Below are 25,776 nucleotides of genomic sequence, written 5' to 3'. Positions count from 1 at the left end.
ATCGGCGGGCGTGCCCGCAACTTAATATATTTTTCACATTGGTACTGTCGGGAAAATCCCCACTTCGCCCCTGCCCAAGGTCACTTGGCAAGCACGCCGCTCCCCGGCTAGCGTCGGTGGGTTGAACACGCTGCCAAGGGGATCTGCATGACATCGACGTTGTTGCGCGCCGGGTTGGGTCTGGCGCTGGTATCGCTGAGCACGGCGCCGGCCGTGGGCGCTTCGCGCTTCGTGGCCGATCCCTACCCGAGCACCTACCAGGCGCACCCCGATGGGCCGCTGCTGATCCACAACGCCACAGTGCTGACCGGCACCGGCCAGCGCCTCGACAACGCCGATGTGCTGCTGCGCGACGGTCGCATCGTCGCCGTCGGCGATGCCCTGCAGGTCGATGCCAGCGTCACCCGCATCAACGCCGACGGCAAATGGGTGACGCCCGGCCTGATCGACGTGCACTCGCACCTGGGCGTCTATCCCAGCCCCGGTGTCGGCGCGCACAGCGACGGCAACGAGATGACCGCGCCGGTCACCGCCAACGTCTGGGCCGAGCATTCGGTATGGCCGCAGGACCCAGGTTTCCAGGCGGCACTGGCAGGCGGCGTGACCAGCATGCAGGTGCTGCCCGGCTCGGCCAACCTGGTCGGTGGCCGCGGCGTAACGCTGAAGAACGTGCCTGCCACCACCTACCAGGCGATGAAGTTCCCCGGCGCGCCGTGGGGCCTGAAAATGGCCTGCGGCGAGAACCCCAAGCGCGTCTACGGTGGCGGCAAGGGCGTGGCACCTGCAACGCGGATGGGCAACGTGGCCGGTTACCGCGCAGCCTTCATCGACGCGGCCGACTACATCGCCAAGAACACGCCGAAGCCGGCCAAGCGCAAGGGCTGGTTCGGCAGCGACAAGGGCGACAGCGCCGGTGATGCCGGCGGCAAGCGCGACCTCAAGCTGGATACGCTCGCCGGTGCGATCCAGGGCGATATCCGCGTGCACATCCACTGCTATCGCGCCGATGAAATGGCCACCATGCTCGACCTGTCCAAGGAATTCGGCTTCAAGGTGGCCGCCTTCCACCACGGCGTGGAGGCCTACAAACTGGCCGACCGGCTGGCGGCCGAAGGCGTGTGCGGGGCACTGTGGGCCGACTGGTGGGGCTTCAAGATGGAAGCCTTCGACGGCATAGCCGAGAACATCGCGCTGGTCGACCGGCCAAAGAACAGCTGCGCCATCGTCCACTCCGACTCGCCCGAGGGCATCCAGCGCCTGAACCAGGAAGCAGCCAAGGTGATGGCCGCCGCGCGCCGCGCGCACATGCCGGAGATCGCACCGGAACGCGCGATCACCTGGATGACCGCCAACGCCGCCAAGGCGCTGGGCATCGAGGCGCAGACCGGCACGCTGGAAGCCGGGAAAATGGCCGATGTGGTGATCTGGAACGGCAACCCCTTCAGTTCGTATGCACTGGCCGAGCAGGTGTTCGTCGATGGCCGCCGTGTGTACGACCGCAGCATGCCACCGGCAACGCCGCGGTCGGATTTCCAGCTTGGACAGGAGTTGCGCTGATGGGCATGTTGAACAAGCGCCGCCGGGCATGGCCCGGCACTACCTTGGTTGCGCTGTTGTTGCTGACAACCGCAGCCTCGGCGCAGGACCTGCTGGTGCGCGGTGCGACCGTCGCTACCGCCAGCGCACGTGGCAACGTGGAAGACGCCGATGTGCTGGTGCAGGGCGGCATCATCCGCGCGGTGGGCCGGGGCCTGTCCGCACCGGCCGGTGTGCCGGTGGTCGAAGCCAAGGGCCGCATGCTGACCCCTGCCCTGTTCGGTGGCATCACCGAGATCGGCATCGAGGAAGTATCCGGTGAATCGAGCACGGTCGACAGCGCACTGAAGATCGGCGAGCAGCCGCTGCGCCCGGAGTTCGACGTGACACTGGCCTATAACCCGGCGTCCGTGCTGATTCCGGTGGGGCGCCTGGACGGCATCGGCTTCACCGCGCTGGGCGCGGCCACCGGCGGTGGCTTCGTTGCCGGCCAGGGCGGCGTGGTGCGTTTCGATGGCAGTGCCGACCCGATCGGCCCGCGCGCGCTGTTCCTGCGCCTGGGTGCTGCAGCATCTGAACTGACCGGTCAATCGCGCGCGGCGCAGTGGATGCTGCTGCAGCAGATGGTGGACGAGGCACGCGGCCAGGTGGCCGCCGACTCGCCGCATGCGCTGCTGACCCCGGCCGGTCGCCGCACGCTGGCCCGCTATCTGTCCGGGCAGGGCCGCATTGTGGTGGAAGTGGACCGTGCAGCCGACATCCGCCAGCTGCTGCGCTGGGCGGCCCGCGAGAAGGTGAAGATCGCCGTCGCCGGCGGTGCCGAGGCCTGGCAGCTGGCACCGGAACTGGCAGCGGCCAAGGTACCGGTATTCGTCGACGCGCTGGGCAACCTGCCGGCCACCTTCGACCAGATCGGCGCCACCTTGGAAAACGCCGCGCGGCTGCAGCGCGCGGGCGTACCGGTGGCCTTCGCCCAGCGCGATGACGCCTCGCACAACGCGCGCAAGATGCGCCAGTTGGCCGGCAACGCGGTGGCCAATGGCCTGCCCTGGGCCGACGGCCTGGCCGGGCTGACCCGGATACCGGCCGAGGTGCTGGGCGTGGCCGACCAGATCGGCAGCATCGAACCGGGCAAGCGTGCAGACCTGGTGCTGTGGGAAGGCGATCCGCTGGATGTGGCGCACTATGCCGAACAGGTCTGGCTGGGCGGCCGCGCAATGCCGATGCGCTCGCGCCAGACCGAACTGCGCGACCGCTACCTGCAGCGCAACGCGCAGCCTTGACCATTACCAGGAGCCATCAATGCCCACCCTGCGCTGGTATTTCGACTTCGTCTCGCCCTATTCCTACCTGCACTGGCAGAAGGTGAAACAGCTGCCGCAGTTCGGGCGCATCCAACCGGTGCCCATCGCCTTTGGTGCGGTGCTGCACCATCTGGGCAACCTGGGCCCGGCGGAGATTCCGGCCAAGCGCCGCTTCATGTACCGCCAGCTGCTGTGGACTGCGCAGGCCGAGGGCACCCCTCTGCGCTTCCCGCCCGGGCACCCGTTCAATCCGCTGGCGGCCCTGCGCCTGTGCCTGGCCACCGGTGCCAGCACTGCGGCAGTGGACGTGCTGTTCGACTGGATCTGGCGCGACGGCCACGCCGGCGACACGGCCGAGACCCTGCGCGAACCCGCCGCCCGGCTGGGTATCAGCGACGTAGAGGCGGCCATTGGCGAGCCGGCCATCAAGGAGCAGCTGCGACGCAACACCGAGGCGGCGATCGAGGCCGGGGTGTTCGGCGTGCCGACCCTGGCCATCGACGGCGAACTGTTCTGGGGCAACGATACCCACCCGCTGATGGCAGCGGTGCTGGACGACCCCAGCCTGCTGGACCGGCCGGAATGGCGGCAGGCGGTGGCGCTGCCGGTGGCGGTGCAGCGCAGTCGCTGAACAGGCAGTGGCGCTTTTCCCTCGCGCGCCCGGTCCCGTTTTGAGATAGTTTTCACATTTCCGAACCTACAACCGCCCTGGAGGGGGAGCCGCGGATGCGCATCGGAATCGTCGTCGACTCGGCCTGCGACCTGCCGCAGGACTTCATTGCCGAGCACAACATCGTGCTGCTGCCGATCACCGTGCGGATCGGCGAAGCGGTGCTTGCCGACCACCGCGACGAGCAGGCAACGCTCAGCTTCCTGCACGCGCACGTCGCCGAGCACGGCGCCGAAGCGGAGACCATCCCCTTCAGCGTCAGCCAGATCCGCGACCTGTTCCTGCAACGCTTGGTGATCGACTACGACCACGTGTTCTGCATGACCATCACCAAGACCCGCAGCCCGATCCACGACAACGCACTGCAGGCCAGCTTCGCCATCCTCAACGACTACAAGCCGGTGCGGCAGGCGGCCGGCTTCAACTCGCCGTTCGCGCTGCGCGTGCTGGATACCCAGAACCTGTTCGCCGCCCAGGCGGTGACGGCGGTGGAAGCGGTGCGCCTGCGCGCCAGTGATGCCAGCGTGCAGCAGATCCGTGAGCGCCTGGAAGAACTGGCCGGCAACGTGCACGGCTACATGGTCACCCGCGACCTGTACTACATGCGTGCCCGCGCCCGGCACAAGGGCGACCGCAGCGTTGGCCTGCTCAGCGCAGCACTGGGCAGTGCGCTGGACATCAAGCCAGTGCTGCATGGCTATCGCGGGCAGACCGGGCCGGTGGCGAAGATCAAGGGTTTCGACAGCGCCGTGCTGAAGCTGTTCGGCGTGGTCGGCCAGCGCGTACGCGCCGGCCTGATGACGCCGACCGTGTGCGTCAGCTACGGCGGCGAACTGGACGAGCTGCGTGCCCTGCCCGGCTATGCGCAGATGAAGGAGGTCTGCGCCGACCATGGCGTGACCGTGTACGAATCGGTGATGAGCCTGACCGGCATGGTCAACGTCGGCAAGGGCGCGGTCACCGTGGGTTTTGCCGATGGGCCGCATCGGTTTGAATGAAGGCCAACCGCGCTCTGGAATCTGCACATCGATTCCACCGCGCCTATGCCAGCCTAGCCGCACCTCAAGGAGATCAACATGCCTGCGCAGTACCACATCAGCCTGCCCGAACCGTCCAAGGCCCGCGGCAACGACCCCGACCTGTCGTTCCATTCGCAGGGCGCTGCCGGCCTCGCCGAAGAACTGCAGAACGCGCTGCGCAATGGCAGCCTGTTCGAGCGCTGGCGCGACAAGCAGCCGGACCCGGATGCGGTGGAGCCGCAGTGGGGCGCGACCGATCCCGAAGCCACCGTGACCGGTGAGCAGAAGGACCTGCGCATCAACCTGGTGGCCACCACCCGCATCGACAGTGACGTATTCAAGCAGCGCCTGCGCCTGCTGGCCGGGCACCACTGGGAACTGCGCGACGTGCGCTGAGACCACCCGCTTTGGTAGGCGCCAACCTTGGTTGGCGCTTTCCTGAAGGCTGCCAACCAAGGTTGGCCACTACCGGCTTCAGTTTGCCGAGCTGCCGGCCAGCGGCCGGCACTACCCGGCGTCTGAGTGTGCTGGTATCGTGCCGCCGCCAACGGTGACCGCATGGATTGCACATGGACCCCAAGCTGAAAGCGCTCATCGAGCAGACCAACCTGTCGGACCTGCTGCCGCCGGTGCCTCGGGAAATGGATCTCCAGCAGCCGGTGGCACCGCCGGAACCTGCAAAACCGCAGCCCGCCCGATCCACCAACGATGCACTGCAGGTGCATTTCGGTGGTACAGACATGGTCGGCAAGCTCGCCAATGCGCCCACCAGTGGACGCATAAAGACCTTCGCCATGATCCTGCTGGGCGGGCCGACCATCGTGTTCGGCCTGCTTCTGCTGGGCATGGTCTGGACCGAGCCTGGCAAGTCAGTGTTCGCGCTGGTCTACGGCACGGTCATCGCAGCGGTGTTGATCGGTATCTGGCCCTATCTGCTGTTCCGCAAGCGCGAAAAGCCGGCGGCCTGACCCGGGCTGCCGGCCAGGGTAGTGCCGGCCGCTGGCCGGCAACGCCTGCGCCTGCTGGATCCGACCGGGCGATCGCGCCAGCCCCGATCAACCACGCACGTTCCTGCCGTGGCAGTCGCGCAGCCATGCTCAACAGTCCAGCGTGTCGTGCGCACCCCCGTCGTCGTCCAGCACGTGTGCGTGCAGGATCACCTGGTTGCGGCCCGCACGCTTGGCCGCGTACAGGCCGGCATCGGCATCGGCCAGCAACTGTTCGGCGGTAGCCAGCGCCGGCGGATGCAGGTAACCCACGCCCACGCTGATGCTGACCCGGCCTTCCGGCAGCGGCAGCGCTTCCACCGCCTCGCGCAGGCGCTCGGCCAGCGCCAACACACCCGACAGCGGGCTGCCGGGCACGATCACCGCGAATTCCTCACCGCCATAGCGCGCCACGCTGTCGGCCGCGCGCCCGGCGGTGGCCTGCAGCACCGCGGCCACCGCCTGCAGGCAGCGGTCGCCGGCAGGATGACCGTGCTCGTCGTTGAATGCCTTGAAATGGTCGATGTCCACCAGCAGCAATCCCAGTTCGCTGCCGCTGCGACGCGCCCGGTTCCATTCGGCCAGCAGCAGCGTATCGAACTGGCGGCGATTGGCTACGCCGGTCAGGCCATCCTGCCGTGCCAGCTGATCCAGGCCTGCCTGCCGCTCCAGCAGGTCGAGCTGCAGCAACGTGCTGCGCAGGCTGAAGCCCAGCGTTGCCACCACGAACCCGGTCAGCGCCAACGGCCGCGCGTGGTCCACCACCAGGGTACCGACCACCAGCAGCAACAAGGGCAGGATGATCGGTCCACCGGCCTGCACCAATCGCAGCAGGCGGGGATGCAGCACGAAGCCCGGTGCAGGTGCCTGGCGCAGGGCCATCAGCGCCATCAGCAGGAACGGCAGGTCGATCAGCAGATCGTTGTAGGCGCCGAACGACTGCTCGGCGGTGTAGTGATTGATGTAGAACGCAACCAGCAGATAGGACAGCGCATACAGCGCCAGCGCGCGGTAGAAGCTGCGCCGTTCAGGCGCATCGCCGGCGACCCAGCGCACCACCGCGAAACCGGCGATGCACAGGTTCTGGATGTCGAACATGCGCTGCATGTGCGCCATCGCCTGGTCGTCGATATCGATGCGGTCGGCGAAGGACTGGGTATGCACGAAGAACAACACACCCAGCAGGGCGGCCATCACGCCGTCGATCAGGCTGATGGTCCAGCGTTCGCGACGGGCGCGGGCCAGGATGAACACCAGCGGCACACCGTACAGCACATACAGCAGCAGGCTGGCGCGCGGGGTGATGTCGGCCCGTCCGGCGCCCAGTGCGTCTGCCATGTTGAAGGCCATGCCACCGGCCCAGAGCAGCAGCGCCACTGCAGTGGCACGCCAGCCCAGGGCAGCACGGTCGCGCTGGCCACGCCACAGGCAGGCCGCAGCCGCCAGCAGGGGGGCCACGGTCAGGAACACGAACGATCCCTCACCGGCCGCACCCGGCCAGAACGCCACGACCACGCCATGGCAGATCAGGAACATCAGCGCCAGCACAACCAGCATGCATCCCCCATGCGCAAGGCCGTATGGCGGCAAGATAGCGTGCCGGCACGCCACAGCGGCGTGATCCACTGCGACAAAACGACACTCCGGGCACATGCGCTGGTCGTGCCGGCCGCTGGCCGGCAACTCCAGGGAATCACGGGTCTGCAGGTTGCCGGCCAGCGGCCGGCACTACCCGCAAAACGTCAGGCGTACAGCGCGCGGGCGTGGTGGGCGATGTGTTCGCCGATGAAGCTGGCGATGAAGTAATAGCTGTGGTCGTAGCCGGGCTGCAGGCGCAGGTTCAGCGGATGACCGGCAGCTTCGCAGGCCTGCTGCAGGCGCTGCGGCTGCAGCTGGGTGTGCAGGAACTCATCCCCCTCGCCCTGATCAACCAGCAGCGGCAGGCGCTCGCCAGCGTGGGCCACCAGTTCGCAGGCATCCCACTGCGCCCAGTCGGCCGGGTTGTCACCGAGGTAGGCGGCGAATGCCTTCTGCCCCCACGGCACGTGGCTGGGTGCCACGATCGGCGAGAACGCCGACACGCTGCGGTAACGGCCCGGGTTGCGCAGCGCGATCACCAGCGCGCCATGGCCGCCCATCGAGTGGCCACTGATGCCTCGTGCGTCGGTTGCCGGGAAACCCGCCTCGATCAACGCCGGCAGCTCGTGAGCGACGTAGTCGTGCATGCGGTAGTGCTTGGCCCACGGCTGCTGTGTGGCGTTGAGATAGAAACCCGCGCCCTTGCCCAGGTCATAGCCCTCGGCATCGGCCACGTCATCGCCACGCGGACTGGTGTCCGGGGCGACGATGATCACGCCGTGCTCGGCCGCATAGCGTTGCGCGCCGGCCTTGGTGATGAAGTTCTGCTCGGTGCAGGTCAGCCCGCTCAGCCAGTACAGCACCGGCAGCTTCCGGGTTTCGGCCTGCGGCGGCAGGTACACGGCGAACTGCATGTCGCAGCCCAGCGTGGTGGAATGATGGCGGTAGACGTCCTGCCAGCCGCCGGCACAGGCACGGTGTTCGATACGTTCCATGAGGTTTCCTCCCGAGGGACGGCAGGCAAGCGCCTGCCGCCCGGCGCGGCTCAGTAGTGGACGACCGAACGGATCGACTTGCCTTCATGCATCAGGTCGAAGGCTTCGTTGATCTTGTCCAGGTCCATGGTGTGGGTGACGAACGGGGCCAGCTCGATCTCTCCCTTCATCGCGTCTTCGACCATGCCCGGCAGCTGGCTGCGGCCCTTCACGCCACCAAACGCGGTGCCCATCCACTTGCGGCCGGTGACCAGCTGGAACGGACGGGTGGAGATTTCCTGGCCCGAACCGGCCACGCCGATCACCACGCTCTGGCCCCAGCCACGGTGGGCGCATTCCAGCGCCGCACGCATCACGTTGACGTTGCCGATGCACTCGAAGCTGTGGTCCACGCCCCAGGTGGTCATCTCCACGATCACCTGCTGGATCGGCTTGTCGAAGTCCTTCGGGTTGATGCAGTCGGTGGCGCCGAATTCGCGGGCCAGCTCGAACTTGGACGGGTTGGTGTCCACCGCGATGATGCGCCCGGCCTTGGCCTGGCGCGCACCCTGGATGACCGCAAGGCCGATGCCGCCCAGGCCGAACACGGCCACGCTGTCGCCTTCCTGCACCTTGGCGGTGTTGTGCACCGCGCCGATGCCGGTGGTCACGCCGCAGCCGAGCAGGCAGACATGCTCCGGGTTCGCTTCCGGGTTGATCTTCGCCAGCGACACCTCGGCAACGACGGTGTATTCGCTGAAGGTCGAGCAGCCCATGTAGTGGTAGATCGGCTCGCCGTTGTAGCTGAAGCGGCTGGTGCCATCGGGCATCACGCCCTTGCCCTGGGTGGCACGCACCGACACGCACAGGTTGGTCTTGCCGCTCTTGCAGAACAGGCACTCACCACATTCGGCGGTGTACAGCGGAATGACGTGGTCACCCGGCTTGACGCTGGTCACGCCCTCGCCCACCTCCACCACGATGCCGGCGCCTTCATGGCCCAGCACCACCGGGAACAGGCCTTCCGGATCATCGCCGGACAGGGTGAACGCATCGGTGTGGCAGACGCCGGTGTGGGTGATCTTGACCAGCACTTCGCCCGCCTTCGGCGGGGCGACGTCGATCTCGACGATCTGCAGCGGCTGGCCGGGACCAAAGGCGACGGCGGCACGGGATTTCATGATGGCACTCTCCAGAAAGGGCTTGCGGAAAACAGGATGCGCGGCGCGGTGTCGCGCCGTCGTTCATTTCAGGTACGAGCGGATCAACGCGCTCATGTCGCGCACGCGTTCGGCGCGTTGTTCATCGGAGGCGGCGGGCTGGCCGAACTCCTCGCGCAGGTGCGCTTCCATCACTTCGGACATCAGGCCGTTGACCGCGCCACGGATGGCGGCGATCTGCTGCAGCACCGGCCCGCAGTCGGCGCCGGCTTCCAGCGCGCGGTCCAGCGCATCGCACTGGCCGCGGATGCGGCGCACACGGGCCAGAACCTTCTTTTTCTCTTCGGGAGAGTGCGGCATCGTGGGCCGGTCTCGGAACTATACTGGGGGATAGTATACAGAAGCCGATCCGGACCTCAATCAAAGGCCCCTTCTGCGGCCAGCCGGGTCAGCTCTTCCACCACATAACGCACCTTCGGCCGCAGATGCCGCGTCTGTGGCCACAGCGCATGGATGTCCACATGGTGCTGCGTGCAGTGGTCCAGCACCGTCTGCAACGCACCGGATTCCAGGTGATGGCGCACCAGTGACATCGGCATCTGGCAGATCCCCAACCCGGCGATCGCCCCCTCGATCACCGCATCGCCATCATTGAGCTGGTGCGTGGCACTGGGGATGAAGCTGCCGTTGGTGCCCTCGCTGCCGATCCGCCACGCCACCGACTGGCCATGACGGAAGCCGACCACGCTGCGATGGTCGCGCAGTTCGTCCAGCGTCTGCGGCACCCCATAGGCCTGCAGGTAGGCCGGCGACGCGCAGGTCACCAGGCGCTGGCTGGCCAGCTTGCGCGCGACCAGGTGCTCGGCGTGATGCAGGCCGCCAAAGCGGATCAGCAGGTCGATGCCCTCTTCCACCGGGTCAACGAAGTGATCGGTGAAGGTCATCGTCAACTGCAGGTCCGGGTGTTCATTGCACATGCGCAGCAGTACCGGCAGCACCACCAGCCGCCCGAACGAGGACGGCATGTCGATGCGCAGGCGGCCGCTCGGCAGATGCGCAGCCGAGCCCAGGCAGGCTTCGGCCGCCGCGATTTCATCCAGGGCCGCGGCACAGGAGGCGTAGTACGCCTCGCCGTCGGTGGTCAGCGCGATGCGCCGGGTGGTGCGATGGAACAGGCGCACGCCCAGCCGCGTTTCCAGCCGGGCGATGGCCTTGCCGACCGCCGAGCGGGAGATGCCCAGCGCGTCGGCGGCTTCGGTGAAGGTGGCCGAGCGCGCCGTGGTGACGAAAGTCGCCAAGCCATTCAGGGATTCAACGGGAAGCATCGGCAGGCTCGCTTATTGGGGACAGATTGTCCCGCCTGACGGGAAATCTACTGCCTTTATATGCCCGCATGTCAACTCCATCATGGTGCTGTCGCGCCGTTGGCGCTCTCCCCCGCTCCGAGATGACTGACATGACTGCCGCCCTGTTCCGCCCCTTCGACCTCGCTGGACTGCCCCTGCACAACCGCATCGCGATGGCGCCGATGACCCGCGCCCGCAACCCCGGCGCCGTCGCCAATGCACTGACCGCGCAGTACTACCGGCAGCGCGCCAGTGCCGGCCTGATCATCAGTGAAGGCACCCCGGTCTCACCGCAGGGCCAGGGCTACATCGACGTGCCGGGCATCTGGTCGGCCGAACAGGTCGGCGGTTGGAAGCTCGTCACCGACGCCGTACACGCTGCGCAGGGCGCGATGTTCGCGCAGCTGTGGCACGTCGGCCGCATGTCACACAGCTCGCTGCAGCCCGACGGCGGCCAGCCGGTGAGCGCTGGCACGCGGCCGGTGGCGAGCGATCCGAAGAACACCTCGTTCGTGTACCTGGACGACGGCAGCCGTGGCCATGCCGATCCGACACCGCCGCGTGCACTCAGCACGGAAGAAGTGCCGGGCATCGTCGCCGACTTCGTGCAGGGTGCTGACAACGCGATCGCCGCCGGCTTCGATGGCATCGAACTGCATGCGGCAAACGGCTATCTGTTCGAGCAGTTCCTCAACCCGGTCACCAATGACCGTCAGGACGTGTACGGCGGTTCGCTGCGCAACCGCGCGCGGCTGATCCTGGACACCGTGGATGCGATGGCCGCGCGCATCGGCGCGCACCGCATCGGCGTGCGCCTTGCGCCCAACAGCCAGGTCTTCGATATGCCCGCCTATGCGGAAAACGAAGCCAGCTATCTGTACCTGGCCGAGGAACTGGGCAAGCGCGGGCTGGCCTATGTGCATCTGAACGACAACTACCTGCATGGCGCACCGGCGATCGGCGAAGCCTTCCTCAAGGCCTTCAAGCAGGCCTACGGCGGCACGGTGATCCTGGCCGGCGGCATGACCCGCGAACGCGCCCTGCGGCTGGTCGAGGAAGGCAGCATCGATCTGGCCGCCTTCGGCCAACCATTCATCGCCAACCCGGATCTGGTCGAGCGCCTGCAGCGCGATGTCCTGCTGGCCATCCCCGACCGCAGCACTTATTACGGCGGCGGCAGCGAGGGCTACCTCGACTACCCGCCGGCCCCGTAGATCCACGCCACGCGTGGGTGCGCTGCACCGGCCACCGCCGGTGTGCCGCGCCTTGATCCTGCCGGGCCATGAGCGCATCGTGGCCCGGCCCGACCTCGGTCCTGCCCCATGAACGCCTCCGCCGCCTCCTTCATCGTCAACCTCGACGTCCCTGACATCACCGCCGCCGAAGCCTTCTACACCCGGGCCTTTGGCCTGCGCAGCGGCCGCCGCCTTGGCCCCGGTGCGCTGGAACTGCTCGGCGCCCCCACGCCGCTGTACCTGCTGCAGAACGATGCCGGCAGCGCAGCGACCGAGGATGGCGATGTCCGCGATTACGAGCGCCACTGGACGCCCGTGCATCTGGACTGGGTGGTCACTGACATCGACGCGGCGCTTGCCCGCGCGGTTGCGGCCGGAGCCGCACTCGAACGTCCCATCCGCGAACGCCGCTGGGGAACGATCGCCGTGCTGTCCGATCCGTTCGGCCATGGCTTCTGCCTGATCCAGTTCAGCGATGCAGGGTATGACGCGCTGGTCGAATGAACTGGTGGCTGCGTAGCGGGCAGCAATCCACGCATGGCGTGGATCTACCGACGCGGGCGGGTGCCGATCGTTGGTCGGCACCGCATCACTCACCGCGATTCACTCGCGCAGCATGTCCACGAACGCACGCAGCGCACCGGGCATCTGCCGCTGCTTCGGGTAATACAGCGCAAACCCGGCGAAGGGCTCGCTCCAGTCTTCCAGCACCGCCACCAGGCGGCCGTCGTCCAGATACGGCCGCGCGGTGTCTTCCAGCACATAGGCCAGACCGATGCCATCGAGCACTGCGCCAACCACGGTGCCCTGCTCGCACAGCGTCAGCCGACCCGGTACGTCGATCTCAAGGGTCTGGCCATCGCGCTCGAACTGCCACTTGTACAGATGGCCGCTGGCGAAACGGAAACGTACGCACTCGTGCGCGGCCAGGTCGCGCGGATGCTGTGGGGCCGGCCGGCGCCGCAGGTACTCCGGTGAACCGACAATCAAGCCGCGCAGCGGCGGCCCCATCGGCACCGCCACCATGTCCTCGGGCACGAACTCGTGCAGGCGCACGCCAGCGTCGTAGCCCTCGGCAACGATATCGACCAGGCCATCGTTCTCGGTCAGCTCCACCCGTACGTCCGGATGCGCGTGCAGGAACCGCGCCAGCCGCGGCCCCAACTGGGTCGCCACCGCCGCCCGCGTCGCATTGATCCGCAGCAGGCCGGCCGGCACCGCGCGGAAGTGGTTCATTTCCTCCAGCGCATCGTGCACCTGCCCCAGCGCCGGCTGCAGGCGCTCCAGCAGGCGCTGCCCGGCCTCGGTGAGGGCCACGCTGCGGGTGGTACGGTGGAACAGGCCCACCCCCAGCCGTTCCTCCAGCGCGCGGATCGCATAGCTCACCGCCGAGGTCGACAGGGCCAGTTCGGCACCGGCGCGGCGGAAGCTGCGGTGGCGCGCGACCGCAGCGAAGGCGGCCAGGTGGGTCAGGTTGTCAGTGGCCATGATTATGCAGTCTGCCTTGATGAATCATGCCGATATATCCGCTTCTTACCCTGGGGTACGGGGCGTATTGTAAAACGCCTTTCGACAAACCCTGCCAAGGATTCCCCATGTCCCTCGCCCGTGGTTACGCCGCCCACACCCATACCGACCCGCTGGTGCCCTTCGAATTCGAGCGCCGCGCGGTTGGCCCGAACGATGTGCGCATCGAGATCCTGTACAGCGGCATCTGCCATTCCGACCTGCACCAGGCCCGCGACGACTGGGGTGGCTCGATCTACCCGATGGTGCCGGGCCACGAGATCATCGGCCGGGTCACCGAAGTCGGCAGCGAGGTCACCCGCTTCAAGGTCGGCGACCACGCCGGTGTCGGCTGCATGGTCGATTCCTGCCGCCATTGCGATGCCTGCCAGCACGACCTGGAGCAGTACTGCGCCGAAGGTGCGACCTGGACCTACAACGGCCGCGAGCGTGAAAGCGGCGCACCGACCTACGGCGGCTATTCCGACCACGTGGTGGTCGAGCAGCGCTTCGTGGTCAAGGTGTCCGAAACGCTGGACCTGAAGGCAGCCGCGCCGCTGCTGTGCGCCGGCATCACCACCTGGTCGCCGCTGCGCCACTGGAAGGTCGGCCCGGGCCAGAAGGTCGGCGTGATCGGTCTGGGTGGCCTCGGCCACATGGGCGTGAAGTTCGCCAAGGCGCTCGGCGCGCACGTGGTGATGATCACCACCACCCCGGAAAAGGGTGCCGATGCCAAGCGCCTGGGCGCTGACGAAGTGCTGGTTTCGCGCGACGCCGAGCAGATGAAGGCACACGCCGGCAGCTTCGACTTCCTGCTCAACACCATCCCGGTCAGCCATGACACCAACCCGTACATGGGCCTGCTCAAGCGCGAAGCGACCATGTGCCTGGTCGGTGTGCTGACCGAACTGGACCCGCCGTTGACCGGTGGCAGCGTGATCTTCGGTCGCAGGAACCTGACCGGCTCGGCGATCGGCGGCATGGCCGAAACCCAGGAGATGATGGACTTCTGCGCCGAGCACGGCATCGTCAGCGACGTGGAGATGATCGACATCAAGAACGTCAACGAAGCCTGGGAGCGCATGGCCAGGAACGATGTGCGCTACCGCTTCGTGATCGACATGGCCACCATCAAGGCCTGATCGCTGCGCTGATGGAATGAAGAAACCCCGGCATTGCCGGGGTTTTTTTTGCGTACGCCACCCGCCGGGCATGGCCCGGCGCCACCGGATTCGTGGCGGGTAGCGCCGGGCGTATTTTCAGTACGCGAACTCGCGGAACACCGGATCCACGTCACCGTGCCAGCGGCCATGGAACAGCGCCAGCTTGCGCTCGGCTGGGGTCAGGCCGGACTCGACGATTTCCTGCAGCACGTCCAGGAACTTGCTTTCATCCTGGCCATCGGCATTGCGCGCCGCACGGCGCTTGAGCCCATCCACCGAAATCTTCACCGCCTCGCGGGCGAGGTCGCGCACGGTGCCACCGCGGAACGGCAGGCCCATCGCGTGCTTGGGCACGCCATCACGCAGCGCATGGCGCTCGGCCAGGCTGAAGTCACGCACCAGATCCCACGCCGCATCCAGCGCCGTGTCGTCGTACAGCAGGCCCACCCAGAAGGCCGGCAGCGCACACAGGCGGCTCCACGGGCCACCATCGGCACCGCGCATTTCCAGGTACTTCTTCAACCGCACTTCCGGGAACGCGGTCGTGGTGTGGTCCGACCAGTCGCGCAGGGTCGGCAGCTGGCCCGGCAGCACCGGCAGCTTGCCCTGCATGAAGTCGCGGAAGCTCTGCCCGCTGGCATCGTGGTAGATGCCATCGCGGTAGGAGAAATACATCGGCACATCGAGCAGGTAGTCGACATAGCGCTCGTAACCGAAGCCGTCCTCGAACACGAAGTCGAGCATGCCGGTACGGTCGGCATCGGTATCGGTCCAGATGTGCGAGCGATAGCTGAGGTAGCCGTTCGGCTTGCCTTCGGTGAACGGCGAGTCGGCGAACAGTGCGGTGGCGATCGGCTGCAGCGCCAACGACACACGGAACTTCTTCACCATGTCCGCTTCGCTGGCGTAATCCAGGTTCACCTGCACGGTGCAGGTGCGGGTCATCATGTCCAGGCCGAGCGAACCGACCTTGGGCATGTACGAGCGCATGATCCTGTAGCGGCCCTTGGGCATCCACGGCATTTCATCGCGCGCCCACTTCGGCTGGAAGCCCACGCCGAGGAAACCCAGCTGCAGTTCGCCGGCCACCTGCGCCACTTCATTGAGGTGGGTGCCGGTTTCCACGCAGGTCTGGTGAATGGTTTCCAGCGCCGCACCGGACAGCTCCAGCTGGCCCGCCGGCTCCAGGGTCACCGAAGCGCCATCACGCAGCAGGGCGATGGTGTTGCCGTTCTCCTGCACCGGCTTCCAGCCGAAGCGGACCAGGCCGTTGAGCAGGGCCTCGATGCCGCGCTCGCCATCGAAGGTCGGCGGACGCAGGTCATCCAGGCGGAACCCGAACTTCTCGTGCTCGGTACCGATGCGCCACTGCGAACGGGGCTTCTCGCCGGAGGCGATCTCCGCCACCAGTTGCGAGCGGTCGGTAATGGGCGTATCGGCGACGTGGCTGGGGCTCGACAAGGGGGTGGCTCGCTGGACGGTGGCAGGGGATGTGGGGCTGGGAGCCTTGCATCGCAAGGGCGCACTATAGCGTGGCGGCTCGTTACGTCATGCGACGATGACGGGTTTCAGCATCCTACCGACACCCTCTTGACCCTCGTACACTCAGGGCCATGAGCCGCCATTCACGACATCCCGAGCTGCACCGTGCCGATCGCGTCGGCTGGCTGCGGGCCGCTGTACTGGGCGCCAACGATGGCATCGTCTCGGTCGCCGGCCTGGTGGTCGGCGTGGCCGCCAGCGGCGCCTCGGCCAGCACGATCCTGGCCACCGGCGTGGCCGGCACCGTGGCCGGCGCGATGTCCATGGCCGCCGGCGAATATGTGTCGGTACAGACCCAGGCCGATACCGAAAATGCCGATCTGGCGATGGAGAAGCGCGAGCTGCACGAAGACCCGCACAGCGAACTGGACGAACTGACCGCGATCTACCGCCATCGCGGGCTGGAGCCGGCGTTGGCGCGCCAGGTTGCCGAACAGCTGACCGCCCACGACGCGCTGGGTGCCCACGCGCGCGACGAACTGGGCATCACCGAGGAACTGCGCGCGCGGCCGTTGCAGGCCGCATTGGCGTCGGCCGCCGCCTTCACCTGTGGCGCCGCGCTGCCGGTGCTGACCGCACTGCTGACGCCGGTACAGAACGTCGCCACGGCCACCACGGTCAGCACGCTGGCCGGCCTGTGCCTGACCGGCGCGATGGCGGCACGCGCCGGTGGCGCATCCTCCACGCGCGGCGCCCTGCGCGTAATGTTCTGGGGTGCACTGGCGATGGCCGCCGCAGCGGGTGTCGGCCGCCTGCTGGGCGCGCACGTCGTATGACCGGCATGCCCCCCACCGCGATGGCATTACTGGCGGAGATGGCCAGCCTGGCCGGCTGCCAACGCGCTGAAGGCTATGCCTGCATCACCGCCCGCCGCGAGCACGGTGCCGTTTCGGTGGAGATTCCGCAGCCACAGTTCGCCATCCTGCTGGAAGGCCGCAAGCAGGTACGTACCGCCCACCAGTCGCTGACCTTCGTGCCCGGTGACATCCTGCTGATCACCCAGCGCTGCCGCATCGACGTGGTCAACACACCGGACCCGCAGACCGGCCGCTACCTCAGCGCGATCGTGCCGCTGTGCACGGAAGTCCTGGCGGCGGCGCGCACGCTGTGGAGCGAGGCCTTGCCAACGGCCGGAGCGGCGCTGGCCCGGCAGGCGCTGGGCGATCACGCCACGGTGCTGCGCAGCTGGCGGCAGTCGTTGCAGGACGGCCACTACAGCGAAGCGCGGTTGGCACTGGCCACGCTGGTGCTGGCGTGGTGCCGGCAGGGCCACGGCAACCTGCTGTTGCCGCACGCACCGACGCTGGGCGAGCAGATCCGCGACCGCATCGCCGCCGAACCGGCCCGCGACTGGCAGTCGCGCGACGTTGAAGCGCACTTCGCACTGAGTGGCGCGACCCTGCGGCGGCGGTTGGCCGCCGAAGCCACCAGCCTGCGCCAGCTGCTGACCGAAGCGCGCCTGGCCCATGGCATGCAGCTGCTGTACACCACCGATCTGCCGTTGAAGACCGTGGCAGCGCGCGCGGGGTATCGTTCCGCAGCGAGTTTCAGCAAGCGCTTCGCCGAGCAGTACGGGCTGGCTCCCACAGATATCTAGGTTGTTCGGCAGGGCTGCGCCCTGCACCCGCAGAGGCAACGGCAACAGCCGAAGCAACAGCAACAGCGTGCATTCCGTGGGATGGCGGCGCGGTGTCGGAGTGCGGGGACGCCGCAAGTACGTCCCTGTAGGCTTGGCAGCCGCATCCATGCGGCTGACACCCCGCACTCCGACACCGCCCCACCTCTGACAGATTCCGGTGGCCAGTAGATCCACGCCATGCGTGGATGATTTTCTCCCCTTCCATTCGATTCATTTCGATGATTCCGAATTGAATTCGAAGAGCATCCACGCATGGCGTGGATCTACGTGTCGACCAAGGTCGACACCCACCAAAAGCAGGCCATGCCATCCCGACAGATCGCAGAAACCTGTCGAAGGCGGGGTGGGTCCGGTTGCGGGGGTGTCCGCGGCATGGATGCCGCGGCCAAGCCTACAGGGACGTATTCACGGCGTCCCCCGCAACCGGACCCACCCCGCCTCCCACAGGAAACCAGCTTCTGCTGCTGCTTCGGCCGTTGCCTCTGCGGGTGCAGGGCGCAGCCCTGCCGATACCCCCCATTGAGCATTCCGCGCAGTGCTTTGAGCGCCGCACGCACGCGCAACACGGCACGCTGTGCGCAACGGGCCTGCCCATCACTCACCGAGAAGAACCGCCATGACCCTGCGTCATCTGCCATTGCACGCCGCCCTCCTGCTGGCCCTGTCCTCCCTGCCGCTGGCCGCGCTGGCCGAGGCCACCTCGCCCGCCCCCACCCAGCAGGTGCCGGGCGTGCAACACCAGCGCATCGGTGCGCTGCAGGTCACGGCCCTGTTCGACGGCGTGGTTGCGCTCGGCCGGCAGGAAGTGGTCGACGTGCCGCCAACGCTGGTCAGCCGCCTGCTCGAAGGCCGCTATGTGCCCGAAGACAAGAAAGGCCTGCAGACCGCGATCAACGCCTTCCTGGTGCGCCAGGGCAAGCACCTGACCCTGGTCGATGCCGGCACCGCGCAGTGCTTCGGCCCTGACCAGGGCCAGGTGCTGGGCAACCTGCGTGCGGCCGGCGTAGACCCGGCCGAGATCGATGAGGTGCTGCTGACCCATGCCCATCCCGATCATCTGTGCGGGATCCTCGATGCACAGGGCAAGCCGGCCTATCCGAATGCGACGGTGTGGCTGTCCAAGGCCGATGCCCGCTACTGGCTCGACCCGGTCAGCGAAGCCACGGCACCGCAGGGCGTGCGCTTTGCCTTCGCGCTGGCACGCAACGCGATCGCGCCGTACCAGGCCGCCGGTCGCCTGCACACCTTCCAGCCTGGCGACGCCCTGCCGGGGCACGCGGTGGCGATGGATACCCACGGCCACACGCCGGGGCATGTGTCCTACCGCTTCGACGGCCAAGGCCAGTCACTGCTGGTGTGGGGCGATGTGCTGCATTTCCATGCGGTGCAGTTCGCACACCCGGAAGCGGCATTCGAGGCCGATTCGGATCGCAAGGCGGCTACGGCCAGCCGTCGCAGCCTGTTGCAGGAAGCCACCGCCAAGGGCTGGTGGGTTGCTGGCGCGCACCTGCCCTTCCCCGGCCTGGGGCACGTGCGCAGCGAAGGCAAGGCCTATGCATGGGTACCGGCGGAATATTCGCCACTGAAATGATGTGCCGCCGGGCATGGCCCGGCGCTACCGGATGGCGGTGACGGAAAACATCAGGGTAGCGCCGGGCCATGCCCGGCAAGCGCCTTATTCCAGCCCCAGCCAGCCGCCGATGATGCCGCGGGCTTCATCCACGCCGGTACGGGCCGAGCCGGAGAACACCTGCACACTCACCGTATCGCCGAACGACGAATGCAGTTCCTTGCGTACCTTCTGCAGGGTCTGCATCTGCTGGCTGCGGCTCAGCTTGTCGGCCTTGGTCAGCAGCGCATGCGCCGGCAGGCCACGCTGCACGGCATAGGCCAGCATCTGCCGGTCGTAGTCCTTCAGCGGATGGCGGATGTCCATCACTACCACCAGCCCCTTCAAGGCCTCGCGGGTGCGGAAGTAGCGGTCGATGAAGGCCTGCCAGTGCGCCTGCAGGTCCAGCGGCACCTTGGCGTAGCCGTAACCGGGCAGATCGACCAGATGGGCGTCCGGGGTAACCTGGAAGAACACCAGCTGCTGGGTCCGGCCAGGCGTCTTGGAGACCCGGGCCAGGCTGTTCTGGCGGGTCAGCGCATTGAGCGCGCTGGACTTGCCGGCGTTGGAGCGACCTGCAAAGGCCACTTCAGAACCTTCATCGGGCGGCAGCTGCCCCATGTTGTGGGCAGAGAGGTGGTATTGGGCGCGTTCGATGAGCAATGACATGCGCATAGGATCGCATGTTGCGGCGCCGCGCGCCCGGCCCGGGGCCTTCCCGCGGGAAAATGCTGCACTGCTGCGTTGACCGTGCAAGGAAACGGCGTTGATAATCCGGGCGATGCCGGCCGCCGCCGCCCGGCCGGTCCATACGGAGCTTCAGCATGCGCCACGCTCGCGTTCTTGCCGTATCCGCCCTTGCTACTGCCGTTGTTGCCGCTGCTGCCTTTGCGCAGACCACGCTGACCCCGCTGCCCGACAACGGCCCGATCAAGACCGCCTCGCTCGAGGTGGATTTCAGCAAGACCACCTGGGGCGACGCCAAGGCCGGCCAGACCAAGGCCACCGCGTGTGCCGCCTGCCATGGTGCCGATGGCAATTCCACGGTGGAGATGTATCCCAGCATCGCCGGCCAGAGCGAACGCTACGTCGCCCAGCAGATGGCCCTGATCGCCAATGGCCAGCGCAGTTCCGGCGCCGCCGTGGCGATGGTGCCCTTCGTGCAGAACCTCACCCCGCAGGACATGCGCGATATCGGCGCGTTCTTCGCCACCCAGAAGGCCAACGCCGGCATCGCCGACGACACGCCGGTGGCCGAGGGCCCGTACAAGGGCATGAAGTTCTACCAGATCGGCCAGCAGCTTTACCGCGGCGGCGATGCCCAGCGCGGGCTGCCGGCCTGCATGGCCTGTCACGGCCCCAGCGGCGCCGGCAACCCCGGCCCGGCCTACCCGCACATCGGCGGCCAGCACGCCAGCTATGTCGCCCGGCGCCTGCAGGAGTACCAGGCCGGGCAGACCAACGAGACCGACAAGGCGCACTTCCAGATCATGGCCACGGTGGCGCAGAAGCTGACCGAGCAGGAGGTGCAGGCCCTTTCCAGCTACCTGCAGGGCCTGCACAACAAGGCCGACGATCTCGCCGCCGAAGGCGCTTCGACGCGACCGGCTGCCGCCCCCTGACCGCCACTGGTCGGCGCCGGTCGCCACGACGGCCCGTCGCTGCGGTATGTTTCCTTCACGCCGGCGGCTGCGCCGGCGTTGTCATTTTCAACGGAGATGCGTGTCGATGAGGTTGATTCCCCGCCTTCTGCTGTCCCTGCTGGTGCTGCTGCCGTTGGCGGCCTGCGCCGCCACCCCCGCCAACGCCCCGCTGGTCGAAGGCAAAGACTACGAGCGCATCGCCCAGCCTGGCCCGTTCCAGCCGCTGGCCGGCAAGATCGAGGTCGTCGAGGTGTTCGGCTACACCTGCCCGCACTGCGCCCATTTCGAACCGCAGCTGGCCGCCTGGGCCGCCAAGCTGCCGGCCGACGTGCGCTTCACCCCGGTCCCGGCCGCCTTCGGCGGTGCCTGGGATGCCTGGGCACTGGCCTACTACGCCGCCGACGAAGTGGGCGTGGCCAAGCGCAGCCACGCCGCTGTGTTCAAGGCCCTGCACGATGACGGCACGCTGCCGATGCAGAACGTCTCGGCCGATGAGCTCGCCAGCTTTTACAAGGCCTACGGCGTGACCCCGGAGCGCTACACGCAGGCCCTGCGCGGCGAGGCGGTACAGAAGAAGGTCGATGCCGCCCGTGCCTTCGCCCAGCGCACCCAGGTGCCGGGAACCCCGGCCATCATCATCAACGGCCAGTACCTGGTCCGTGGCAAGAGCTTCGACGACCAGCTGCGCATCGCCTCGGCGCTGATCGCCCAGGCCCGCGCCGCCCGCGGCCGCTGAACCAACACACACCATCGACACGGCGCTGTCGCCGCCGCATGTCATCATTTCCCTCTGGCCGGCGCCTGACGCCGGCCCCACCTTTCCAGATGCTGGAGACGCTTCCATGAAGACCCGTTTCGCCGCCCTCGCCCTCGCAGCGCTGCTGCCGATCCTGGCGGCCTGCAAGGCCGACGATGGCACCACCAACACCTCCGCCCCGGCAGAACCGGCAGCGACCCCGGCCAGCACCGAACCGGCCGCGCCGGCCGCAGGCGCCGAAGCCGCTGCACCGGCTGCCGAAGGTGACAAGACCGCTGCCAGCGCTGCGCCTGCCCCGACCACCGCCGCGCTGACCGGCCCGGCCCCGGTGGAAGGCGCCGACTACCAGCTGATCCCGAACGGCCAGCCGTTCCAGCCGGCCGCCGGCAAGGTCGAAGTGGTCGAGATCTTCGGTTACGTCTGCCCGGCCTGCGCTGCGTTCCAGCCGCTGGTCGGCCCGTGGAAGGCTGGCCTGCCGAGCGATGTGAACTTCGTCTACGTGCCGGCCATGTTCGGCGGCACCTGGGACAACTACGCCCGTGCCTTCTACGCCGCACAGACCCTGGGCGTGCAGGAGAAGACCCACGAAGCGCTGTACTCGGCCATCCACTCGCAGAAGACCCTGAAGGGCGAGCGCGGTGCTGATTCGGTCGATGACATCGCCAAGTTCTATGGTGCCTACGGCGTGGATCCGAAGCAGTTCGCCGCCACCATGGGCAGCTTCGCGGTCAATGCCAAGACCAACTCGGCCAAGCAGTTCGCCCAGCGCAGCCAGATCAGCGGCACCCCGTCGATCATCGTCAACGGCAAGTACCTGGTGAAGGGCAAGAGCTTCCCGGACATGCTGCGCATTGCCGACCACCTGATCGCCCGCGAACGCGGTGCGGCCCAGGCTCACTGATCAAAGAGACGTTTTCCCGGCCGTGACTTCCCCCACAACACGGACCCTGCGCTTGCTGACGGCCAACATCCAGGCCGGCTCGAGCACCCGCCGCTACAGCGACTATGTGACCCGCAGCTGGTCACATGCGCTGCCGGCGGGTCGCAAGCGCAGCAGCCTTGACGCGATTGCCACTTTGGCGCGCGGTCATGACATCGTCGGCCTGCAGGAGGCCGACCCGGGCAGCCTGCGCTCGGGCTTCACCAACCAGACCCATTACCTGGCCCAACGCGCCGGCTTCAATTACTGGAGCCACCAGCCGAACCGGCGCATGGGTGGCGTCGCCTCCAGCGCCAACGGCCTGCTGAGCAAGCTGGAACCGGTGGAAGTGCAGGACCACGCCCTGCCCGGCCGTATCGGCGGGCGCGGCGTGCTGCTGGCCAAGTTCGGCGATGGCCGCGATGGCCTGGCCGTTGCGGTAGCGCATCTGTCCTTGGGCGCCGGTTCGCGGATGGCCCAGCTCGGCTTCATTGCCGAGCTGTTGTCCGACCATCCCAATGCGGTGCTGATGGGCGACTTCAACTGCCTGGCCGAACGTCCGGAAATGCAGGTGCTGTACCAGAAGACCCGGCTGCAGCCGCCCGGCTGCATCGTGCCGACCTTCCCCAGCTGGCGCCCCGACCGCGCCATCGACCACATCCTGGTCAGCAGCGGCCTGCAGACCCGCACCGTGGAAGCGGTGCCCGCTGCGTTCTCCGACCATCTTGCCCTGGCCATGGCAATCGACGTCCCGGCCGACGCCCTGCGCTGACGCGCTGCCGCTACGCTCGCCGGGCATGGCCCGGCGCTACCGACCCTGGTAGGGGCCAACCCTGGTTGGCACGCTGCCCTGGTGGGTGCGGACCGTTGGCACGCTGCCCTGGTGGGTGCGGACCGTTGGCACGCTGCCCTGGTGGGTGCGGACCGTTGGCAGGCTTCCCTGGTGGGTGCGGACCGTTGGCAGGCTTCCCTGGTGGGCGCGGACCGTTGGCAGGCTTCCCTGGTGGGTGCGGACCGTTGGTCCGCACGCTCTCCGCCGGGCATGGCCCGGCGCTACCCCGCCTGCGCCACCGGCACCTTCAACCGCCGTGCGGTCATCGTGCTGCCCACCGAGGCCAGTACCGTGCAGCCGATGGCCAGCCACTGCAGGCCATGCAGGTGCTCATGCAGCAGCAGCATCGCCCACAGCGCGGCCACCGCCGGTTCCATGCTGATCAGGATGCCGAAGGTCTCCTTGGGCAGTCGCTTGAGCGCCATCATTTCCAGTGACATCGGGATCGCGCTGGACACCAGCGCCACCACCAGCCCGGCCAGCAGGATCTTCGGCTCCAGCAACGCCGCGCCGGCATGCACCACGCCCACCGGCACCACCACCAGCGACGCGGCCAGCAGCCCCAGCGACACCGAATGCCCGGCGTGCAGGTGGCCGGCGCGCTTGCCGAACACGATGTACAGGCCCCAGCACGCTGCCGCCCCCATGGCGTACAGCACGCCCACCGGGTCCAGTGCCGGGCCGCCACCGATCGGCAGCAGCAACAGCAGCCCGACTGCCGCGCAACCCACCCACAGGAAATCGATCGGCCGCCGCGACGACAGCATCGCCACCGTCAACGGGCCGGTGAATTCGATGGCCACCGCGATGCCGAACGGGATCGTGCGCAAGGCCATGTAGAACAACAGGTTCATCAGGCCCAGGGTGAGGCCGTAGCGCAGGATGGTGACCGCATCCACGCGGCTGGTCTTCCAGCGCCATGGCCGCCAGAACAGCAGCAGCAACAGCGCCGAAAAGCCCACGCGCAGCGCACTGGTGCCCTGCGCGCCGATCAACGGAAACAGCTGCTTGGCGTAGGAGGTACCAATGGCCAGTGCGGTGACCGAGCCGAGCACCGCCAGCGCCGGCAACATCGGCGCGATTCGAGACGTCTGCATGCCGCCAGTCTATTGCGTCGGCGGCGAGCACTTGGCTCAATTGACGGCCCGTCCGCGCAACTTCTGCTCACCATGGCCACCACCCCCGTGCTGGACAGCTTCGACCGCGCCATCCTCGCCCTCCTGCAGCAGGACAACACCCTGCCGCAGCGGCAGATCGCCGAAGCCGTGCACCTGTCCACGCCGGCGGTGCAGCGGCGGATCAGGCGCCTGCAGGACAGCGGGGTGATCGCCGCCAACGTGGCGGTGATCGACGCTGCGAAAATCGGCCGGCCATTGACCATCATCGTCGAGGTGCGCGTGGTCAGCGAACAGCGCGGGAAGGTCGCCCCGTTCCGCCGCCGCGTGCAGGACGACCCTGCCGTGCAGCAGTGTTACGCGATCACCGGCGACGGCGATTTCCTGCTGCTGCTCTCGGCGGCATCGATGGAGGAATACGAGGCGATCACCGAGCGCTTGTTCGGCGGTGATGACAACATCGAGCGCTTCCGCACGTCGGTGGTGCTGGGCACGTTGAAGCGCGGGTTCGACGTGCCGCTGACATGACGCAGATGCCGTCGAGCCTGTCCTGCTCCTACACTGGTGACGCATGAACACCGCTTCCCCCTCCAACGCCAGACGCCTGCGCCGCTGGTTGCTGCGTGGCGCCGTCCTGCTGATCCTGGTCATCGCGGCGATGGCCTTCTGGAACAGCCCGTGGGCTGCCGCACCGAAGATGCTGTGGACACTCTCGCGCATGCCACCGGCCACGCAACTGCCAGTGCCGGTGGACGGCGTGCGGCCCCGGCAGATCGCCGATACCTTCGGCGCACCGCGCGGGCGCGACCGCACGCACGCGGGTATCGACATCTTCGGCAAGCGCGGCACGCCGGTGCGCAGCGCTACCCCCGGCGTTGTCGCCGACATCCGCGACAGCGGACTCGGTGGCCGCCAGGTCTGGGTGATCGGGCCGGGACGCGAGCGCTATTACTACGCGCACCTGGAAGACTGGGCCGATGGCCTGGCACGCGGCCAGGTCGTGCAACCCGGCGACCTGCTCGGCCATGTCGGCGACAGCGGCAACGCCAAGGGCACGCCGCCCCATCTGCATTGGGGCATCTACGGCGCCGACGGCGCGCGGGACCCGCTGCCGCTGCTGCAACCGCAGGGCACCCGCTGACGGCAACCGAGCCGAGCCTCAAGGCCGCATGCGCTTGCTCATGATTTGTAAATAGGAATAGTTCGTATTACCATTTGTTTCGTTTCCGGTGGTGCCAGGACG

The 25,776-nt window shown here is 67.6% G+C and carries 27 protein-coding genes; 18 read left to right on the top strand and 9 right to left on the bottom strand.

What is annotated here, in order from left to right:
* Positions 1 to 147: 147 nt before the first annotated feature.
* From K5K93_RS15970 to K5K93_RS15945, 6 genes are all read left to right on the top strand, one after another.
* A complete protein-coding gene (locus K5K93_RS15970; protein WP_222388390.1) occupies positions 148 to 1,557 on the top strand; it encodes an amidohydrolase in 1,410 nt (469 codons plus the stop codon).
* On the top strand, positions 1,557 to 2,819 hold the full coding sequence (locus K5K93_RS15965) for an amidohydrolase family protein (protein WP_222388389.1): 1,263 nt from the start codon (positions 1,557 to 1,559) through the stop codon (positions 2,817 to 2,819). Before K5K93_RS15970 ends, K5K93_RS15965 begins: the two co-directional genes overlap by 1 nt.
* 19 nt (positions 2,820 to 2,838) lie before the next feature.
* Positions 2,839 to 3,471, top strand: coding sequence for a 2-hydroxychromene-2-carboxylate isomerase (locus K5K93_RS15960; RefSeq protein WP_222388388.1), 633 nt, complete (start codon positions 2,839 to 2,841; stop codon positions 3,469 to 3,471).
* A 95-nt stretch (positions 3,472 to 3,566) separates the two neighbouring features.
* On the top strand, positions 3,567 to 4,508 hold the full coding sequence (locus K5K93_RS15955) for a DegV family protein (protein ID WP_093817987.1): 942 nt from the start codon (positions 3,567 to 3,569) through the stop codon (positions 4,506 to 4,508).
* A 78-nt stretch (positions 4,509 to 4,586) separates the two neighbouring features.
* Entirely contained in the window at positions 4,587 to 4,925 is a 339-nt protein-coding gene (locus tag K5K93_RS15950; protein WP_222388387.1) for a hypothetical protein, read from the top strand.
* Between the two features lie 173 nt (positions 4,926 to 5,098).
* Complete coding sequence (locus K5K93_RS15945; protein WP_222388386.1) at positions 5,099 to 5,497, top strand: hypothetical protein; 399 nt, start codon at positions 5,099 to 5,101, stop codon at positions 5,495 to 5,497.
* 129 nt (positions 5,498 to 5,626) lie between these two features.
* On the opposite strand, the gene K5K93_RS15940 is transcribed toward K5K93_RS15945, so the two are convergent.
* From K5K93_RS15940 to K5K93_RS15920, 5 genes are all read right to left on the bottom strand, one after another.
* A complete protein-coding gene (locus tag K5K93_RS15940; protein ID WP_093817990.1) occupies positions 5,627 to 7,072 on the bottom strand; it encodes a GGDEF domain-containing protein in 1,446 nt (481 codons plus the stop codon).
* Positions 7,073 to 7,257: 185 nt separating this feature from the next.
* On the bottom strand, positions 7,258 to 8,088 hold the full coding sequence (gene fghA, locus K5K93_RS15935; RefSeq protein ID WP_222388385.1) for an S-formylglutathione hydrolase: 831 nt from the start codon (positions 8,086 to 8,088) through the stop codon (positions 7,258 to 7,260).
* Between the two features lie 50 nt (positions 8,089 to 8,138).
* The gene (locus K5K93_RS15930; protein WP_093817992.1) at positions 8,139 to 9,248 is read right to left on the bottom strand and encodes an S-(hydroxymethyl)glutathione dehydrogenase/class III alcohol dehydrogenase; all 1,110 of its coding nucleotides are present in this window, start codon (positions 9,246 to 9,248) and stop codon (positions 8,139 to 8,141) included.
* A gap of 63 nt (positions 9,249 to 9,311) precedes the next feature.
* Entirely contained in the window at positions 9,312 to 9,587 is a 276-nt protein-coding gene (gene frmR, locus K5K93_RS15925) for a formaldehyde-responsive transcriptional repressor FrmR (protein ID WP_005411009.1), read from the bottom strand.
* 56 nt (positions 9,588 to 9,643) lie between these two features.
* The gene (locus tag K5K93_RS15920) at positions 9,644 to 10,552 is read right to left on the bottom strand and encodes a LysR family transcriptional regulator (RefSeq protein WP_093817993.1); all 909 of its coding nucleotides are present in this window, start codon (positions 10,550 to 10,552) and stop codon (positions 9,644 to 9,646) included.
* Between the two features lie 131 nt (positions 10,553 to 10,683).
* On the opposite strand from K5K93_RS15920, the gene K5K93_RS15915 reads away from it, so the two are divergent.
* Both K5K93_RS15915 and K5K93_RS15910 read left to right on the top strand, forming a co-directional pair.
* Positions 10,684 to 11,787: an alkene reductase gene (locus K5K93_RS15915; RefSeq protein ID WP_222388384.1), complete on the top strand. Its 1,104-nt coding sequence runs from the start codon at positions 10,684 to 10,686 to the stop codon at positions 11,785 to 11,787.
* Between the two features lie 108 nt (positions 11,788 to 11,895).
* On the top strand, positions 11,896 to 12,312 hold the full coding sequence (locus K5K93_RS15910) for a VOC family protein (RefSeq protein WP_093817995.1): 417 nt from the start codon (positions 11,896 to 11,898) through the stop codon (positions 12,310 to 12,312).
* A gap of 99 nt (positions 12,313 to 12,411) precedes the next feature.
* Here K5K93_RS15910 and K5K93_RS15905 read toward each other — a convergent pair whose 3' ends face one another.
* Positions 12,412 to 13,296, bottom strand: coding sequence for a LysR family transcriptional regulator (locus K5K93_RS15905; RefSeq protein WP_025874084.1), 885 nt, complete (start codon positions 13,294 to 13,296; stop codon positions 12,412 to 12,414).
* A 107-nt stretch (positions 13,297 to 13,403) separates the two neighbouring features.
* On the opposite strand from K5K93_RS15905, the gene K5K93_RS15900 reads away from it, so the two are divergent.
* Positions 13,404 to 14,456, top strand: coding sequence for an NAD(P)-dependent alcohol dehydrogenase (locus K5K93_RS15900; protein ID WP_093817996.1), 1,053 nt, complete (start codon positions 13,404 to 13,406; stop codon positions 14,454 to 14,456).
* Between the two features lie 117 nt (positions 14,457 to 14,573).
* On the opposite strand, the gene K5K93_RS15895 is transcribed toward K5K93_RS15900, so the two are convergent.
* Positions 14,574 to 15,938 (bottom strand): glutamate--cysteine ligase, encoded by a 1,365-nt coding sequence (locus K5K93_RS15895; RefSeq protein ID WP_222388383.1) that lies wholly within the window; start codon positions 15,936 to 15,938, stop codon positions 14,574 to 14,576.
* 152 nt (positions 15,939 to 16,090) lie between these two features.
* On the opposite strand from K5K93_RS15895, the gene K5K93_RS15890 reads away from it, so the two are divergent.
* The 3 genes from K5K93_RS15890 (at position 16,091) to K5K93_RS15880 (ending at position 19,249) form a co-directional block, all read left to right on the top strand.
* Positions 16,091 to 16,795: a VIT family protein gene (locus K5K93_RS15890; RefSeq protein ID WP_222388382.1), complete on the top strand. Its 705-nt coding sequence runs from the start codon at positions 16,091 to 16,093 to the stop codon at positions 16,793 to 16,795.
* Positions 16,792 to 17,616: a helix-turn-helix transcriptional regulator gene (locus K5K93_RS15885; RefSeq protein ID WP_093817999.1), complete on the top strand. Its 825-nt coding sequence runs from the start codon at positions 16,792 to 16,794 to the stop codon at positions 17,614 to 17,616. Before K5K93_RS15890 ends, K5K93_RS15885 begins: the two co-directional genes overlap by 4 nt.
* A 658-nt stretch (positions 17,617 to 18,274) precedes the next feature.
* Positions 18,275 to 19,249 carry an MBL fold metallo-hydrolase gene (locus K5K93_RS15880; protein ID WP_222388381.1) on the top strand — a complete coding sequence of 325 codons (975 nt, stop codon included), beginning with the start codon at positions 18,275 to 18,277 and terminating at the stop codon, positions 19,247 to 19,249.
* 84 nt (positions 19,250 to 19,333) lie between these two features.
* On the opposite strand, the gene yihA is transcribed toward K5K93_RS15880, so the two are convergent.
* The gene (gene yihA / locus K5K93_RS15875; RefSeq protein WP_025878662.1) at positions 19,334 to 19,936 is read right to left on the bottom strand and encodes a ribosome biogenesis GTP-binding protein YihA/YsxC; all 603 of its coding nucleotides are present in this window, start codon (positions 19,934 to 19,936) and stop codon (positions 19,334 to 19,336) included.
* A 155-nt stretch (positions 19,937 to 20,091) separates the two neighbouring features.
* Between yihA and K5K93_RS15870 the strand changes: the two genes are divergently transcribed.
* The 4 genes from K5K93_RS15870 to K5K93_RS15855 all read left to right on the top strand — a co-directional run bounded on the left by K5K93_RS15870 (position 20,092) and on the right by K5K93_RS15855 (position 23,358).
* Positions 20,092 to 20,889 (top strand): c-type cytochrome, encoded by a 798-nt coding sequence (locus K5K93_RS15870; protein ID WP_025878663.1) that lies wholly within the window; start codon positions 20,092 to 20,094, stop codon positions 20,887 to 20,889.
* 106 nt (positions 20,890 to 20,995) lie between these two features.
* A complete protein-coding gene (locus K5K93_RS15865; RefSeq protein WP_093818001.1) occupies positions 20,996 to 21,646 on the top strand; it encodes a thiol:disulfide interchange protein DsbA/DsbL in 651 nt (216 codons plus the stop codon).
* Between the two features lie 106 nt (positions 21,647 to 21,752).
* Entirely contained in the window at positions 21,753 to 22,568 is an 816-nt protein-coding gene (locus K5K93_RS15860) for a thiol:disulfide interchange protein DsbA/DsbL (RefSeq protein ID WP_222388380.1), read from the top strand.
* A gap of 52 nt (positions 22,569 to 22,620) precedes the next feature.
* A complete protein-coding gene (locus K5K93_RS15855) occupies positions 22,621 to 23,358 on the top strand; it encodes an endonuclease/exonuclease/phosphatase family protein (protein WP_025878666.1) in 738 nt (245 codons plus the stop codon).
* A gap of 281 nt (positions 23,359 to 23,639) precedes the next feature.
* Here the strand turns inward: K5K93_RS15855 and K5K93_RS15850 are convergent, their stop codons facing one another.
* Positions 23,640 to 24,515 carry an EamA family transporter gene (locus K5K93_RS15850; RefSeq protein WP_025878667.1) on the bottom strand — a complete coding sequence of 292 codons (876 nt, stop codon included), beginning with the start codon at positions 24,513 to 24,515 and terminating at the stop codon, positions 23,640 to 23,642.
* Positions 24,516 to 24,587: 72 nt separating this feature from the next.
* On the opposite strand from K5K93_RS15850, the gene K5K93_RS15845 reads away from it, so the two are divergent.
* Positions 24,588 to 25,061 carry an Lrp/AsnC family transcriptional regulator gene (locus tag K5K93_RS15845; RefSeq protein WP_093818005.1) on the top strand — a complete coding sequence of 158 codons (474 nt, stop codon included), beginning with the start codon at positions 24,588 to 24,590 and terminating at the stop codon, positions 25,059 to 25,061.
* 43 nt (positions 25,062 to 25,104) lie between these two features.
* Entirely contained in the window at positions 25,105 to 25,674 is a 570-nt protein-coding gene (locus K5K93_RS15840) for a M23 family metallopeptidase (RefSeq protein ID WP_025878669.1), read from the top strand.
* Positions 25,675 to 25,776: the final 102 nt, after the last annotated feature.

The sequence above is a fragment of the Stenotrophomonas sp. DR822 genome (assembly GCF_019793815.1).
Classification (GTDB): domain Bacteria; phylum Pseudomonadota; class Gammaproteobacteria; order Xanthomonadales; family Xanthomonadaceae; genus Stenotrophomonas; species Stenotrophomonas indicatrix.
The sequence above is the reverse complement of the archived record's forward strand: the minus strand, read 5'-3'. Positions and strand labels throughout refer to the sequence as shown.

What these genes read in the sequence shown, in the direction of transcription:
- K5K93_RS15970 (WP_222388390.1), top strand. Translation starts at nt 148, where the DNA reads ATGACATCGACGTTGTTGCGCGCCGGGTTGGGTCTGGCGCTGGTATCG.
- K5K93_RS15965 (WP_222388389.1), top strand. Translation starts at nt 1,557, where the DNA reads ATGGGCATGTTGAACAAGCGCCGCCGGGCATGGCCCGGCACTACCTTG.
- K5K93_RS15960 (WP_222388388.1), top strand. Translation starts at nt 2,839, where the DNA reads ATGCCCACCCTGCGCTGGTATTTCGACTTCGTCTCGCCCTATTCCTAC.
- K5K93_RS15955 (WP_093817987.1), top strand. Translation starts at nt 3,567, where the DNA reads ATGCGCATCGGAATCGTCGTCGACTCGGCCTGCGACCTGCCGCAGGAC.
- K5K93_RS15950 (WP_222388387.1), top strand. Translation starts at nt 4,587, where the DNA reads ATGCCTGCGCAGTACCACATCAGCCTGCCCGAACCGTCCAAGGCCCGC.
- K5K93_RS15945 (WP_222388386.1), top strand. Translation starts at nt 5,099, where the DNA reads ATGGACCCCAAGCTGAAAGCGCTCATCGAGCAGACCAACCTGTCGGAC.
- K5K93_RS15940 (WP_093817990.1), bottom strand. Translation starts at nt 7,072, where the DNA reads ATGCTGGTTGTGCTGGCGCTGATGTTCCTGATCTGCCATGGCGTGGTC.
- fghA (WP_222388385.1), bottom strand. Translation starts at nt 8,088, where the DNA reads ATGGAACGTATCGAACACCGTGCCTGTGCCGGCGGCTGGCAGGACGTC.
- K5K93_RS15930 (WP_093817992.1), bottom strand. Translation starts at nt 9,248, where the DNA reads ATGAAATCCCGTGCCGCCGTCGCCTTTGGTCCCGGCCAGCCGCTGCAG.
- frmR (WP_005411009.1), bottom strand. Translation starts at nt 9,587, where the DNA reads ATGCCGCACTCTCCCGAAGAGAAAAAGAAGGTTCTGGCCCGTGTGCGC.
- K5K93_RS15920 (WP_093817993.1), bottom strand. Translation starts at nt 10,552, where the DNA reads ATGCTTCCCGTTGAATCCCTGAATGGCTTGGCGACTTTCGTCACCACG.
- K5K93_RS15915 (WP_222388384.1), top strand. Translation starts at nt 10,684, where the DNA reads ATGACTGCCGCCCTGTTCCGCCCCTTCGACCTCGCTGGACTGCCCCTG.
- K5K93_RS15910 (WP_093817995.1), top strand. Translation starts at nt 11,896, where the DNA reads ATGAACGCCTCCGCCGCCTCCTTCATCGTCAACCTCGACGTCCCTGAC.
- K5K93_RS15905 (WP_025874084.1), bottom strand. Translation starts at nt 13,296, where the DNA reads ATGGCCACTGACAACCTGACCCACCTGGCCGCCTTCGCTGCGGTCGCG.
- K5K93_RS15900 (WP_093817996.1), top strand. Translation starts at nt 13,404, where the DNA reads ATGTCCCTCGCCCGTGGTTACGCCGCCCACACCCATACCGACCCGCTG.
- K5K93_RS15890 (WP_222388382.1), top strand. Translation starts at nt 16,091, where the DNA reads ATGAGCCGCCATTCACGACATCCCGAGCTGCACCGTGCCGATCGCGTC.
- K5K93_RS15885 (WP_093817999.1), top strand. Translation starts at nt 16,792, where the DNA reads ATGACCGGCATGCCCCCCACCGCGATGGCATTACTGGCGGAGATGGCC.
- K5K93_RS15880 (WP_222388381.1), top strand. Translation starts at nt 18,275, where the DNA reads ATGACCCTGCGTCATCTGCCATTGCACGCCGCCCTCCTGCTGGCCCTG.
- yihA (WP_025878662.1), bottom strand. Translation starts at nt 19,936, where the DNA reads ATGTCATTGCTCATCGAACGCGCCCAATACCACCTCTCTGCCCACAAC.
- K5K93_RS15870 (WP_025878663.1), top strand. Translation starts at nt 20,092, where the DNA reads ATGCGCCACGCTCGCGTTCTTGCCGTATCCGCCCTTGCTACTGCCGTT.
- K5K93_RS15865 (WP_093818001.1), top strand. Translation starts at nt 20,996, where the DNA reads ATGAGGTTGATTCCCCGCCTTCTGCTGTCCCTGCTGGTGCTGCTGCCG.
- K5K93_RS15860 (WP_222388380.1), top strand. Translation starts at nt 21,753, where the DNA reads ATGAAGACCCGTTTCGCCGCCCTCGCCCTCGCAGCGCTGCTGCCGATC.
- K5K93_RS15850 (WP_025878667.1), bottom strand. Translation starts at nt 24,515, where the DNA reads ATGCAGACGTCTCGAATCGCGCCGATGTTGCCGGCGCTGGCGGTGCTC.
- K5K93_RS15845 (WP_093818005.1), top strand. Translation starts at nt 24,588, where the DNA reads ATGGCCACCACCCCCGTGCTGGACAGCTTCGACCGCGCCATCCTCGCC.
- K5K93_RS15840 (WP_025878669.1), top strand. Translation starts at nt 25,105, where the DNA reads ATGAACACCGCTTCCCCCTCCAACGCCAGACGCCTGCGCCGCTGGTTG.